We start from the raw sequence: 12,707 nt of genomic DNA on the forward strand, positions 1-12,707 counted from the left end.
AGATGCAAAAGCCCCCGCCGGATGACACCGGCGGGGGCTTTTTTCTGCGTCTTCAGGGCAGGGTCGTTATAGGCGACGGAAGGCGGTCGGCATTCCGGTGCCGCACGCGTCGATACGGTGAATGGCATCTACCAGCGGCTCAATCGCCACCTTCATGTGGTGCGCATTGGCGTGAATGATGTTGACGTCGTCGACCATGATGGCGACGTGGCCCTTCCAGAACACCAGATCTCCGCGCACCAAACCTTTCAGGTCGGCGCCGATGTCGAGCGACAGGCCCAGCTTGGCCTGCATGTCGGAATCGCGCGGGCATCCGTAGCCGGCGGCATAGAGGGCCTGCTGCAGCAGACCCGAACAGTCGAGACCGATACTTTCACGCCCGCCCCATTGATAGGGGGCATTGATATAGCTTTCGGCGACGCTGACGAAATCCGAGGCAAAGGTTTCGAAGGTCGACAGGTGATTGGCGAACACCCAGCCCATTTCGTTGATATAGGCAAAACCGTTTTCATAACGGGTCACCGACACCAGCGCGTTTAGGCTGATTGCCGCTATCGTCGATGATTTCAGGTTCGGGCCGGCGAAGACATAGGTCCGCAGCGTCGATACGAAATGGGTGGGCAGGTACCAGTCACGGCGGAAGGCGGCCACCGGCACATAGCCGACATAGCCGTCACGCAGGGCCTGGCCCCAGAAGAAGTCGTGCTTACGCTCGATGACCTTGAAGCGCTCACCCAGCAGAAGTTGATCCAGCTGTTCTGCGCCATGCTCCGGCTGCGCCAGGATCGGGGCGGTCGCGTCGTAACAGCTCAGGACTTCACCCGCGACATAGGTTTTGGCGCGGATCAGGCCTTCATGCGCCTGATCCGTCACACCGTCCTTGAACGGCGTGACGCGTTTGTCGAAAGGGTCATCGCGATGCGTCATCTAGCTTATCTGCCTTCTACAGGTCACCATCTGGCACATCATCCGGTTTCCCGCCATGCGCCTTTATATGTGCACATTAGCAGCCGGTTGCAAAGATCGCCTTAACGGCCACGGTCAACAGGAGATTTATGAAAGCTGAAGCAGGTCTTAACGGGTCTCAGTAGGATTTCAGCAACTGATAGACTGCGCGAAGCGTCTGGGCTTCGGCGCCGACGGGCCAACCCGCACGGCCGCGCGGGTTCCAGGCGTAGATGTCGAAATGCACCCATGCCCCTGTCTTGGGCGCGAAGCGTTGCAAAAACAGGGCGGCGGTCACCGATCCGCCCTGGGCCCACCCGGCGGGGTCGTTGCGCACATCGGCTATGTCGGAATCGAGCGCCGGATCGTAGCCCTTCCACAGGGGCATCCGCCACAAGGGATCGTATTGCGCGATGGCGGCAACCTCCAGACGGCGCGCGACATCCTCGTCATCGGTATAGAAGGGAATAACTTCGGGCCCCAGCGCCACGCGCGCCGCCCCGGTCAGGGTGGCGAAATCGAGGGTCAGGGCGGGCGCCAGTTCGCCGGCGCGGGCCAGGGCATCAGCCAGGATCAATCGACCTTCGGCATCGGTATTACCGATTTCAATCGACAAACCGGCGCGGGATGCAATGATGTCTCCCGGACGGAAGGCATTGCCGGAAATTGCGTTTTCGACGGCCGGGATCAGGACATGCAGCCGCATTGGCAATTGGGTCGCCATCACCCATTCCGCCAGGGCCAAGGCGTGGGCCGCCCCGCCCATATCCTTCTTCATCAGCCCCATGCCGGCGCCGCCCTTAATGTTGAGGCCGCCGGTGTCGAAGGCCACGCCCTTGCCGATCAGGACGACCGCAGGCAGGGTGTCGTCTCCACCGGCGGGCATCCATGAAATTTCGATGAAACAGGGCTGGTGATCGGAACCGGCGGCGCGTCCAACGGCATGGACCGCCGGGTAGTTTTCCCTCAGCAGGTCATCGCCGTAGATGACGGATATGTCGGCATTGTGCGTCTGGGCGATCCGGCGCGCCGCGGCTTCAATATCAGAGGGGCCCATGTCGTTGGCGGGCGTATTGACCAGGTCGCGGGCCAGAGAATGTGCGCGCACCTCGATCGCGATGGCCGCGCGCTCGGCGTCGCTGAGGTGTGTGTCGGCCAGCTGAACCTCGCCTGCGGAAGCGGCCGACTTGTAGCGCGTGAAGCTATAGGCGCCGAGGCCCCAGGCGACGTGGATCGCATGGCTGTCCAGGCTCTTGTCATATATGAGCGTCCAGGTTCCTTTAGGCAACTGGGCAGGCAAGCCGCGAAACGTCATCGGCGTGTAGGCCGCGCGCGATCCCAGTCCCAGCCAGGCCTTGACCCCGGTTTCGTCGGGTACGATGACCAGTGCGCCGGCCTTGCCGGTAAAGCCCTTCAAGCTGAGGAAGGCGGCCTGAACCGGTGTCAGGCCCGCCACCGCGCCGGCCGCATCCTCTTCGAAAACAGCAAAAAGGGTATGCTCGGCGGTGGTCTTCGGGGTTTTGATCGGCTTGGACATTTTTGGTTAATTCCGGTGGCGCAGCGTTAACATTTATTAAGAGCTTAACTCTATCTTCATACCGGTCACTGAAATCTTAATCGTCGCGCAAATCAAGTCCGCGCGCAGTCGGGGTTGCCGTCATGTCCATTCGTCTCACCGCCGTCAGCCTGATCGTTCTGGCTGCCCTCGCTGCACAGCCCGCCTCCGCGGGCCTGTTCGGCAAGAAGGATAAGACGCCTGACGCGGCTACTGCTCCGGCCGTGCCGACCACCACACTGGCCCAGACGACCTCTCAGGCCGAGGCCTTCACCCCGGCCACCAAGGCCGAAATCGAAGCCGCCTTGCGCGCCGATCCGCTGGCCCAGGCGACCTTCTTCAACACGCAATTTTCTCACAATCCGACAAATCCGCAAATCGGGCTTTACCTGTCCAATGCCTTGAGGGCGCTTGGCCGTTACGAAGAAGCCGCCGACACGGCGCATCGCGTCCTGCTGTTCGCTCCTGACAACCAGGATCTGTTGCTTGCGGCGGCCCGCGCGCATATTGCCGACAATAACGCCTTTTTCGCCATCGATTCATTGCAGCACGCGCTGGATCTCAAGCCCAAGAACTGGCAGGCCTGGTCGCTGCTTGGGGTCGCCTTCGACCAGACCAAGCGTCCGGACGACGCGCAGAACGCCTGGGCCAAGGCCTTGCAGATTTCCCCCGACAATCCCGTCGTTCTGACCAACATGGCCATGGCCAAGGTCACACGTGGCGATTTCGCCGGTGCCGAGCCGCTGTTGCGCACGGCCGCTGCGCAAACCGGGGCAACAATACAGGTCCGCCAAAACCTGGCCCTCGTCCTCGGGCTGCAAGGCAAGATGGCTGAGGCCGAACGACTCCTGCGTCAGGACATGCCCCCCGCGCAGGCCGACGCCAACCTGGCCTGGTTGCAGCAGGCTATATCCACCCACCCGGCGGCTACCGCGCCTGCCTCAGCCACCACGCCCGTACGGTCGTGGGATTCGTTGAAATCGAGCGGCAGCTAGCGCCTTCTGCGGCGTCATCCCCATCACAAATTGTTCCCGTTAACCTTTTCGGTTAGACGCTGCATCGCCATATGTTATGCGTGAGGCAGTACGGTGCGAGGTTGCGTCGGCTTGAGGCGGAAAAGAAATTATCCCCAAAAAGACACACCATATATAGACGTTAACCTATCCTTAACCACGAAATGTGGTGATATAGGTCTGTCACTGGCCTTTAGTATCGATTCGGGATTTTTTATGAGCAGTTCACTAATTTTGTCCAAGTCTTCCGCTGGCCTGCTGATGCCGAGCCACTCGTACAAGCCATTCCGCTACCCTTGGGCCTTTGAATTCTGGCGCAAACAGCAACAGGTCCATTGGATACCGGAAGAGGTGCCGCTGGGTGAGGATTGCAAGGATTGGGCGACCAAGCTCAGCGATTCCGAACGCAACCTGCTGACCCAGATTTTCCGCTTCTTTACCCAATCGGACATCGAGGTTCAGGACAATTATCTCGAACGCTACAGCCATGTCTTCAAGCCGACCGAAATCAAGATGATGCTGTCGGCCTTCACCAATATGGAAACCATCCATATTGCGGCCTATGCGCTGCTGCTGGAAACGATCGGTATGCCCGAGTCGGAATTTGGCGCCTTCATGGACTATCAGGCCATGCGCGACAAGCACGACTATATGGGCACGTTCGGCATGGATACTGAAGCCGATGTGTGTCGCACCCTGGCCATGTTTGGCGGCTTTACCGAAGGCCTGCAACTGTTCGCCTCGTTCGCCATGCTGATGAATTTCCCGCGCTTCAACAAGATGAAGGGCATGGGCCAGATCGTATCGTGGTCGGTCCGTGACGAAAGCCTGCACTGCGAAGGCATCATCAAGCTGTACCATGCCTTTAACAAGGAAACCGGTGCGGTCACCAAGTCGGTGGCGGACGATATTATCGACTGCTGCAAGACCGTGGTGAAGATGGAAGACAAGTTCATCGACCTGGCCTTCGAGCAGGGCCCGGTCCAGGGCATGACGCCCGAGGACATCAAGGCCTATATCCGCTATATCGCCGACTGGCGCCTGCGCCAGCTGGAGCTGCCGGAAGTGTTTGGCGGCGTTAAGGAAAACCCGCTGCCCTGGTTGCAGGTCCTGTTGTCCGGCGTGGAACATGCCAACTTCTTTGAAGCGCGCGCCACGGAATATTCCAAGGCCGCCACCAAGGGGCAATGGACGGGCGACGAGGGCGTCTGGGGCGCCTTCGATCAGCTGCTGAAAAAGCGCTCCGAAGCCACAAAAAATGGTGTGAATGTCTAAACAGAAGCCTCCGGAAACGGAGGCTTTTTATTTTTGGACACCGGAGATCGTGGATGACGATAAGCGGTCGTCGGATAATCATGGCTGGCTTATGGGTTACTTACCCGTCAGCTCTGGGGTTCGCGCCGCATCCTTATACTCTGGCCGCTAAGGTCTGAGGACTGCCAAAGTTTCACTGCGAAACACCTGGCAGGCCAACGGACCAGAGGCAGGCGAAGCCGGTTTTTTGACGCACCACCGTCCAAGGCTGCGCATGTTTCTGGTCCTTTTCGCATAGTGACATTCCGCCGGTTATTGTGCCGTGGATTTCGCAGAAAATTGCTCAAAGGCAGCCATAGCGTCGGCCGCGTACATAAGCGAAGGTCCGCCACCCAGATAAATAGCCATGCCCAACGCCTCTTCGACCTCCTGTGTTGTGGCGCCAAGCTTCACCAAGGCTTCGGCATGGAAGCCGATGCAGCCGTCGCAACGTGTGCTGACGCCGATAGCGAGCGCGATCAGTTCCTTGGTTTTTTTGGATAAGGCGCCATCTTTCAAGGCGCCTTGGGCCAGCGCTGAGAACCCCTGCATCGCCTCGGGTATGTCCTTGCGAAGGCCTTTCAGATTGGCTGAAATGTCTCGAGTGATTTGGATGTAGTCTTTGGACATGGGTATCCTCACTTGCCGTAAATATTGCAGAGTAGATCTATGACCTGACGCGCGGCATCATCGGCCAGACGGTAATAGATGGTCTGGGCGTCACGGCGGGTGTCGACCAGACCTTCCGCCTTCATTTTTTGAAGATGTTGAGATGCTGCGCCCTGGCTTAAGCCCACGAGCTCTGTCAGTTCGCCTGCGCTCTGTTCACCGCTGCTGAGTTTGCAAAGTATCATCAGGCGCTGTTCACTAGCCATTAGTTTCAGCAAACGGCTGGCCTTTTGAGCGTTTGCCGCCAGCACCATCGGGGAGGTGTCCTGCATCATGATACTTTACCTTTACTGCCTTGGCCGCCACGCATGACGACGTAGATAGCTGGAATAACAAGAACGGTCAAAAGTGTTGACGAGAGAAGGCCGAACAATAAGGATATCGCCAGACCCTGAAAAATCGGGTCCGTCAGAATCACACTTGCGCCGATCATGGCGGCCAGTGCGGTAAGCAGGATGGGTTTGAAGCGTGTCGCTCCTGCGTCAAGCAGGATATCCTGGAGCGGCCGTTTGTTGCCTTCGGCATCATACTTGTCGGCATGACGGATAAAATCGACCAGCAGGATAGAATTTCGGACGATAATGCCGGCAAGCGCGATGAAGCCTATCATCGAGGTGGCGGTAAAAGGTGCCCGGAATAATATATGACCGATTACTATGCCTATCAGTGTCAAAGGCACAGGCGTCAGGATGACCAAGGGCAGCTTGAAACTTTTGAACTGGCCGACGACCAGGACATAGATGCCAAGGAGGGCGACACCGAAAGCGGCGCCCATGTCGCGAAAGGTTACCCAGGTGATCTCCCATTCGCCGTCCCACAGGACGGTGGCCTTGCTTTCGTCGGTCGGTTGCCCATTCAGACGGATAGCCGGTGTTGGCAATTTGCCCCAGTCGGCGCTCTTGATCGCCTTATCTACGGCCAGAAGACCATAGATCGGCGCCTCATACTGACCGGCCATTTCCCCCATGATCATATCGACATCCCGACCGTCACGGCGGAAGATGTGCGTTGATGCGGTTGTCTGGGTGGCCGTCGTGACTTCGCCCAGCGACACGAGGCGGGGGCCAGATACCCCCGTTGAGGTGGCAACCGGCATCGCCTGCAGAGCCTGTCCGAAGGTCCGTTCCGTCTGAGGTATCCGCAGGGCTATTTCCAGGGGGTCGCGGCCGTCGCCACGGTCGGAATAGCCAAGTACCTGACCATTCATCAACGCGTTGACCGACGCATAGACCTGGCCGTCGGAGACGTTCAGCGCCTCGAGTCGCTGACGGTTGGCGACAATTGAGAGCTTGGGCGCCGGTACGCCGTAGCTGTCATCGACGTCAACTATGTAGGGGATCGATTTATAGATCGCCTTCACCTTTTCGGCCACTGTGCGGCGCGTGGCAGCGTCCGGGCCATAAACCTCAGCCAGGAGTGTCGCCATGACCGGCGGCCCCGGTGGAGCTTCGACAACTTTCAGGACGCCATTGGCAGGCAGGGGGATGGCTTTCAGGCGATTGCGCAGGTCGATGGCTATGGCGTGGCTGGCGCGCGAGCGCTTGTCCTTGGGCGCCAGCAGCACATTGAGATCGCCCTGTTCAGGATTGGTGCGAAAATAGTAATGGCGGACCAGACCGTTGAAGTTGAACGGCGTGGCGGTCCCCGCGTAGGCGTCGATGGCTTCGACTTCCTTCATCTGAGTGGTAATCTGGGCGGCTTGATTGAGAATGCGCTGCGTGGCTTCAAGCGATGTCCCCTTCGGCAGGTCGGCAATGACCTGAAGCTCGGACTTGTTGTCAAAGGGCAGGAGTTTCACCGTCACTGTCTTGGTCGCGAACATGGCGCATGACACCAAGGTCGCGACGCCGACACCGGCCAGGAAACGCCCGGCGCTTTTCTTGTCCTTGATGATACTGGCGGCAACCCGGCGATAGATAACGCCAATGACGCCTTCGCGATCATGACTATGTGCACCCTGCTCACCAGTCTTCAATGTCTTGCGGGCAAAGCGAATCATCAGCCACGGCGCCAGAATGACCGCGACGAAGAAAGAGAAGATCATCGCAGCAGAGGCATTGACCGGGATCGGCGCCATGTAAGGCCCCATCAGACCCGACACGAACAGCATGGGGAGCAGGGCGGCAACAACGGTCAAGGTGGCGATGACGGTCGGGTTGCCGACTTCGGCCACAGCGTCCACAGTTGCGGTAAAGTGGTTCCTGCCGTCTTTTGTTCCGACATCGGGCATGCCCCAGTGGCGGGAGATGTTCTCGATCATGACGATGGCGTCGTCCACCAGGATGCCGATAGAAAATATCAGGGCGAAAAGGCTGACGCGGTTGATCGTGTAACCCATCAGGTTTGAGGCGAACATGGTCAGCAGGATAGTCGTCGGTATGACGACCGCCGTAACGCCTGCCTCGCGCCAGCCAATGGCGAAGCCAATCAGGATGACGATGGAGACCGTTGCCAAGCCGAGGTGAAACAACAGTTCGTTGGCCTTTTCGTTGGCGCTCTCTCCGTAATCGCGGGTGACAGATACCTGGACATTGCTGGGAATCAGAGACCCCTTCAGGCTATCGACCCGTTCCAAGACGGCATGGGACAGAACAACAGCGTTAGCGCCCTTGCGCTTGGCGATGGCCAGCGAGACGGCGGGTGTCTGCCGCCAGACACCTTCCTTGATATGGGTGTAGCGGAACACGTGAGACTGCTCCTCGCGCGGCGCCTGAATAACGGTGGCCACGTCACGTACAAGGACATTCTGCCCGGTCACAGACGGTACGGTGATAAGCCCGACATCCGTCGCAGTTTGGATGGTTTGGCCTGCGCCGACGCTGACGGCCTGACCCTGCTGGCGTATCATGCCGCCGGGGAAACGCGTGTTGGCGCCTTTGATGGTGTTGATCAGTGTGTCGAGTGCAACGCCCCGAGCAGCCATGTTCGCGGCATTTGGCTCGATGCGGATTTCTTCGGGCCGGCCGCCAACGATAAAGGTCAGCCCCACATTATCAACCTTGGAAAGCTCGGTCCTGAGCTTGGTCGCCATATTATAAAGGGCCGTATCGTTCAGCGCATCGCCTGAGCCCGGCTTCGGCGACAAGGTGATGATCATGGCGGGCACGTCATTGATGCCGCGTGTCTGGACAAGCGGCGCGGCGATACCCACGGGCAGCCGGTCCATATTGGCACTGAGTTTCTCGTGGATGCGGATGGCCGCATTGTCGGGATCCGTGCCGACCTTGAAGCGAGCCGTCACCAAAACATGGTCATCGTCGATGAAGCTGTAAACGTGATCTACGTCGTTCACACTCTTCACGATGGTTTCAAGTGGCTTGGCGATCAGCTGCTCGGCATCTACCGCTTTCATGCCAGGGGCAGCGACGGAGATGTCGATCATCGGCACGCTGATTTGTGGTTCTTCTTCCCGCGGAATCGATATGACGGCCAAAAGGCCGACGAGAATGGCAACGATGAGAAACAGTGGCGTCAAGGGCGACGTCAATGTCGCCTTGGTCAGGCGACCGGATAAACCGAGGCTTTTGTTTTCGGGGGGAATGTCAGAACGGCTCATTGCGAGGCTCCGTATACCGCAACAGAGTCGCCAGCCGAGAGACCGCCAAGAATTTCGACCTGATCCGGATCGCCCGTTGGCGCCGTCTGCACGGTTGTTTCCAGAATGTTTCCGTTCTTTTGCAGGACCTGTACATAGTCCAGCCCATAGCGGGTCACGACGAAGCGCCGGGGCACGACAATGGCCTTGCGCTGGCCAACACCCACATAGGCGACGACCTTCTGACCTATGACAACGGACCCAAGTCCGTCGGCGGTAACGTCGGCGACCACCTGTCCAGCCGTGACGGACGGATAGATTTCGGTGATGGTGCCGGTCGCCCTGACCCCGTTGGCATCAAGAGACAGGGCTTGGCCGACACTAAGCGCGCTTGCCTGGCCCTCAGGCAGTTCTATCCGAACGACACGGTTTCCGGCAGTGATCGTCGCCACGGACTGGCCGGCCATCACAACCGATCCCACCGGCACAGTCGCATGAATCACACGACCTGACGCAGGAGCGATGATAGCCCCTTGTCTGGCGCCTTCGCCGCTGGCCGAGGCCTGGGCGCGTGCTGCCCGGACATTGGCATCGGCGGCGGCGGCGGCGGCTTTGTCCTGGTCCAACCTGGCCTGGGCATATATGCCCTTGTCGAAAAGGGTTTGGGTGCGGCCAAGCGCCGCACGCGCGAGATTGGCCTGCGCTTCGGCGGCAGCGGCGGCCTGATCATAGGCGCTCGTTTGCAGGTTGAGCCTTTGATCCTGGACAAAGCCGATAACCTGACCTTGTGCGACCATATCGCCTTCGTGGACCTTAAGGGAGGTGAGGATGCCTGAGACGCGGGCCGTGGCTTCGCCCATCTGACGCGTGGTCAGGGTCGCTGCCACCGGCTTCACATCATTTATTGTGCGGGATTCGATCTGAAAAGTTTCCCCCTTGAAGGTGGCGAGCTTAGCAACCTCCTCCTTGTGGCCACAGGCAGAAAGGCCCGCGCTCGACAGGGCGAAGACGAGAACGAGAAGGGAGGCTTTGGACCGTACCATGCGGGTTTCCTGAACGTTTTGACGGTTTCTTGTCGTCTTGATCTATCGGATTGTTGGCAGGCCTTGGGCCTTCCAGGCGCCGATACCGCCTGCAAGGTGATGATCGACCTTCAGGCCGCGCTTGCGGCAGACGCCCACGGCCTTGGCTGATCTGACACCGCCTTGGCACTGCATGACAAGGGTCTTGCCTTCTGAGCCCGGCAGTTTTGCCGTTTCAAGCTTCGATAGAGGCACATTGACCGCACCCTTTATGCGCTCGGCATTGTGTTCTTCCACTTCGCGTACATCGACGAGCACGATCTTGCCTTCGTCGAGGCCGGTCTTCACCTCCGCCGGGGTGAGGTTTTTGACGGTGAACATGCTGAACATGGTGTGGACCTTTCGGGGAGAAAAAGATTATTTGCAAATTCGATAAAGCGAATATAAGGTAACGCAAATACAAGGTCAAGACTCATTCTTCCGACGCTTAAGGGAGGACGGGCATAAACACGGAGGAAGCCTAAATGGCCCAGAACCCTAGTAATAAACTAAAACCCCGTATCGTTGTCCTAGGCGCAGGCCTCGGCGGCACGATCGCTGCTTTCGAGATCAAGGAAGCCGTGGGCGATAAAGCCGAGGTCGTTGTCGTGAATAAGGGCGACATCTATCACTTCGTGCCGTCGAACCCTTGGGTCGCGGTCAGTTGGCGCACGCGCGAGGCCATTGAGGTCAAGCTTACGCCTGTCTTCAATAAGAAAGGCATCGTCTTCCATACGATGGGCGCTAAGACGATTGAGCCGGCTAAGAACCAGCTCATCCTGAACGACAATATGGAATTGGTCTATGATTACCTGGTGATTGCCACCGGCCCAGAGCTCGCCTTCGACGAGATCGAGGGCCTGGGACCGGCTGGCTTCACCTCATCGGTCTGCCACGTCGACCATGCTGTTGCGGCGTCACAGGCCTTCGATGACCTCGCCGCCAATCCACGCCCGGTCGTAATCGGCGCGGTTCAAGGTGCGTCCTGCTTCGGGCCTGCATACGAATTCGCCATGATTGTCGATACCGAACTGCGCAAACGCAAGGTTCGCGACCGCGTACCGATGACATTCGTCACGTCCGAGCCTTATGTCGGACACCTGGGGCTCGACGGGGTAGGGGACACCAAGGGACTGCTCGAATCCGAGATGCGCAACCGACATATCAAATGGATCACCAATGCCAAGGTTTCCAAGGTTGAGGCAGGTAAGATGTTTGTTGAGGAATTGACCGAAGAGGGTGCCCACAAGACGGATCACGAATTGCCTTTCGGTTTCTCCATGATGCTCCCGGCCTTCCGCGGCGTCGAGGCCGTCCAGGGGATACCGGGGCTTACCAATCCGCGCGGCTTTATCCTGATCGACAAGCACCAGCGGAACCCGACTTTCCCGAACATATTTGGTTTAGGTGTCTGCGTGGCGATCCCGCCCATGGGCAAGACGGCTGTGCCCGTTGGCGTGCCCAAGACCGGCTTCATGATTGAATCGATGTGCACGGCGATTGCCCACAACATCAAGGACATCCTGGCTGGTAAGCCGCCTGTTCACGAGGCGACCTGGAACGCGATTTGTCTTGCCGACTTCGGTGATGGCGGCGTCGCCTTCTTTGCCCAGCCGCAAATACCGCCGCGTAACATCAACTGGTCGGCGTCGGGCAAGTGGGTTCACATGGCGAAGGCCGCCTTTGAAAGCTACTTCATCGGCAAGGTCAAGGCCGGCAAGAGCGAGATGTTTTTCGAGAAAATGGCGCTCGATATGATGGGCGCGCACAAGCTGAAAGAGGAGAAATAGCCATGACCGTAGAACGTGCCGTCTTTGCTTTTGCCGGATTTATGGTCCTGCTGAGTGTTGTCCTTACGCACTATGTCAGCCCTTACTTCATCTGGTTGACTGTCTTCGTAGGGGCGAACCTGTTCCAGTTCGCCTTTACGAAATTTTGCCCGGCGGCTCTGATATTCAGGGCTATGGGGCTGAAATATGCCGGACAGAAGTAACGCTTGTGGTCTCAGGCTAAGCGAATGCGTGCGGATTTACGGGTGCCTCCCGGGTTAGTTTCAGCCTCGGATTGGTTGGCGGCAGCGTTTTTATCTTGATGCCGCCGTTTCGCCAGAACACTCTTTCAGTCTGCATATGACGAGACTAGGCCAGACTCCGGTCACTATGTGGTGTCCGGCCTAGCCGGGGCTTCTTCACCTCGTCATGCAACCTTTACCGTGCGAGGAACCTGTCCATTTCGTGATGGAGGCGCTTCGCCTGGGTGGCAAGCTCAGAAGATGAGCTTTGCACCTGAGTTGCGGCTTGTCCTGTCTGCTCGGCGGCATCAGCCACACCCGTAATGTTCGATGTCACTTCGGTTGTGCCAATCGAGGCTTGGTTAACGGCCTGCACGATCTCTTGTATGGCGACCGACTGTTGTTCCACAGCCGAGGCAATGACCGTGGAGGTGCGGTTTATGTTTTGGATGGTGCCTGTGATGCGTTGCATCGCGGCGGCGGCCTTGTCGGTCGCTTCCTGAATCTGGGCGATCTTGGCCGATATTTCGGTCGCGCTTTGGCGGTCTGTCATTGGCCTTTTGAATACGTAATCGGGTTCCAACGGTGCCCCCCGCACGCAATGGCGTGTCGCCTATCGGAAGTG

The 12,707-nt window shown here is 58.5% G+C and carries 12 protein-coding genes; 4 read left to right on the plus strand and 8 right to left on the minus strand.

From position 1 onward, the window contains the following. Nucleotides 1–66: 66 nt before the first annotated feature. Nucleotides 67–927 carry a C40 family peptidase gene (locus AEAC466_RS29355; RefSeq protein WP_023457359.1) on the minus strand — a complete coding sequence of 287 codons (861 nt, stop codon included), beginning with the start codon at nucleotides 925–927 and terminating at the stop codon, nucleotides 67–69. Nucleotides 928–1,084: 157 nt separating this feature from the next. After that, on the minus strand, nucleotides 1,085–2,482 hold the full coding sequence (locus AEAC466_RS29360; protein WP_023457360.1) for a leucyl aminopeptidase family protein: 1,398 nt from the start codon (nucleotides 2,480–2,482) through the stop codon (nucleotides 1,085–1,087). Between the two features lie 122 nt (nucleotides 2,483–2,604). On the opposite strand from AEAC466_RS29360, the gene AEAC466_RS29365 reads away from it, so the two are divergent. Both AEAC466_RS29365 and AEAC466_RS29370 read left to right on the plus strand, forming a co-directional pair. After that, entirely contained in the window at nucleotides 2,605–3,495 is an 891-nt protein-coding gene (locus AEAC466_RS29365) for a tetratricopeptide repeat protein (RefSeq protein WP_023457361.1), read from the plus strand. A 234-nt stretch (nucleotides 3,496–3,729) separates the two neighbouring features. Continuing rightward, nucleotides 3,730–4,788: a ribonucleotide-diphosphate reductase subunit beta gene (locus AEAC466_RS29370; protein WP_023457362.1), complete on the plus strand. Its 1,059-nt coding sequence runs from the start codon at nucleotides 3,730–3,732 to the stop codon at nucleotides 4,786–4,788. 291 nt (nucleotides 4,789–5,079) lie between these two features. Here the strand turns inward: AEAC466_RS29370 and AEAC466_RS29375 are convergent, their stop codons facing one another. The 5 genes from AEAC466_RS29375 to AEAC466_RS29395 are packed head-to-tail and all read right to left on the minus strand — an operon-like array spanning nucleotide 5,080 to nucleotide 10,422. Continuing rightward, on the minus strand, nucleotides 5,080–5,436 hold the full coding sequence (locus tag AEAC466_RS29375) for a carboxymuconolactone decarboxylase family protein (RefSeq protein WP_023457363.1): 357 nt from the start codon (nucleotides 5,434–5,436) through the stop codon (nucleotides 5,080–5,082). Between the two features lie 8 nt (nucleotides 5,437–5,444). Then, nucleotides 5,445–5,750, minus strand: coding sequence for an ArsR/SmtB family transcription factor (locus AEAC466_RS29380; protein WP_023457364.1), 306 nt, complete (start codon nucleotides 5,748–5,750; stop codon nucleotides 5,445–5,447). Further along, nucleotides 5,747–9,031: an efflux RND transporter permease subunit gene (locus tag AEAC466_RS29385; RefSeq protein WP_023457365.1), complete on the minus strand. Its 3,285-nt coding sequence runs from the start codon at nucleotides 9,029–9,031 to the stop codon at nucleotides 5,747–5,749. The genes AEAC466_RS29380 and AEAC466_RS29385 overlap by 4 nt, the downstream gene beginning before the upstream one ends. After that, nucleotides 9,028–10,053: an efflux RND transporter periplasmic adaptor subunit gene (locus tag AEAC466_RS29390; protein ID WP_023457366.1), complete on the minus strand. Its 1,026-nt coding sequence runs from the start codon at nucleotides 10,051–10,053 to the stop codon at nucleotides 9,028–9,030. The genes AEAC466_RS29385 and AEAC466_RS29390 overlap by 4 nt, the downstream gene beginning before the upstream one ends. Nucleotides 10,054–10,095: 42 nt before the next feature. Continuing rightward, nucleotides 10,096–10,422, minus strand: coding sequence for a rhodanese-like domain-containing protein (locus AEAC466_RS29395; protein ID WP_023457367.1), 327 nt, complete (start codon nucleotides 10,420–10,422; stop codon nucleotides 10,096–10,098). 134 nt (nucleotides 10,423–10,556) lie between these two features. On the opposite strand from AEAC466_RS29395, the gene AEAC466_RS29400 reads away from it, so the two are divergent. Together AEAC466_RS29400 and AEAC466_RS29405 are read left to right on the plus strand one after the other, a co-directional pair. Then, nucleotides 10,557–11,861, plus strand: a complete 1,305-nt coding sequence (locus AEAC466_RS29400; RefSeq protein WP_023457368.1) for an NAD(P)/FAD-dependent oxidoreductase — start codon at nucleotides 10,557–10,559, stop codon at nucleotides 11,859–11,861. A 2-nt stretch (nucleotides 11,862–11,863) separates the two neighbouring features. Further along, nucleotides 11,864–12,064 carry a YgaP family membrane protein gene (locus tag AEAC466_RS29405; RefSeq protein WP_023457369.1) on the plus strand — a complete coding sequence of 67 codons (201 nt, stop codon included), beginning with the start codon at nucleotides 11,864–11,866 and terminating at the stop codon, nucleotides 12,062–12,064. 214 nt (nucleotides 12,065–12,278) lie between these two features. On the opposite strand, the gene AEAC466_RS29410 is transcribed toward AEAC466_RS29405, so the two are convergent. Then, nucleotides 12,279–12,635: a hypothetical protein gene (locus AEAC466_RS29410; RefSeq protein WP_023457370.1), complete on the minus strand. Its 357-nt coding sequence runs from the start codon at nucleotides 12,633–12,635 to the stop codon at nucleotides 12,279–12,281. Between the last annotated feature and the right edge of the window lie 72 nt (nucleotides 12,636–12,707).

This window comes from Asticcacaulis sp. AC466, from assembly GCF_000495815.1.
Taxonomy (GTDB): Bacteria; Pseudomonadota; Alphaproteobacteria; order Caulobacterales; family Caulobacteraceae; genus Asticcacaulis.

Bases quoted from the DNA above. Each gene is read 5' to 3' on its own strand.
- AEAC466_RS29355 (WP_023457359.1), bottom strand. From the start codon at position 927: ATGACGCATCGCGATGACCCTTTCGACAAACGCGTCACGCCGTTCAAG.
- AEAC466_RS29360 (WP_023457360.1), bottom strand. From the start codon at position 2,482: ATGTCCAAGCCGATCAAAACCCCGAAGACCACCGCCGAGCATACCCTT.
- AEAC466_RS29365 (WP_023457361.1), top strand. From the start codon at position 2,605: ATGTCCATTCGTCTCACCGCCGTCAGCCTGATCGTTCTGGCTGCCCTC.
- AEAC466_RS29370 (WP_023457362.1), top strand. From the start codon at position 3,730: ATGAGCAGTTCACTAATTTTGTCCAAGTCTTCCGCTGGCCTGCTGATG.
- AEAC466_RS29375 (WP_023457363.1), bottom strand. From the start codon at position 5,436: ATGTCCAAAGACTACATCCAAATCACTCGAGACATTTCAGCCAATCTG.
- AEAC466_RS29380 (WP_023457364.1), bottom strand. From the start codon at position 5,750: ATGATGCAGGACACCTCCCCGATGGTGCTGGCGGCAAACGCTCAAAAG.
- AEAC466_RS29385 (WP_023457365.1), bottom strand. From the start codon at position 9,031: ATGAGCCGTTCTGACATTCCCCCCGAAAACAAAAGCCTCGGTTTATCC.
- AEAC466_RS29390 (WP_023457366.1), bottom strand. From the start codon at position 10,053: ATGGTACGGTCCAAAGCCTCCCTTCTCGTTCTCGTCTTCGCCCTGTCG.
- AEAC466_RS29395 (WP_023457367.1), bottom strand. From the start codon at position 10,422: ATGTTCAGCATGTTCACCGTCAAAAACCTCACCCCGGCGGAGGTGAAG.
- AEAC466_RS29400 (WP_023457368.1), top strand. From the start codon at position 10,557: ATGGCCCAGAACCCTAGTAATAAACTAAAACCCCGTATCGTTGTCCTA.
- AEAC466_RS29405 (WP_023457369.1), top strand. From the start codon at position 11,864: ATGACCGTAGAACGTGCCGTCTTTGCTTTTGCCGGATTTATGGTCCTG.
- AEAC466_RS29410 (WP_023457370.1), bottom strand. From the start codon at position 12,635: ATGACAGACCGCCAAAGCGCGACCGAAATATCGGCCAAGATCGCCCAG.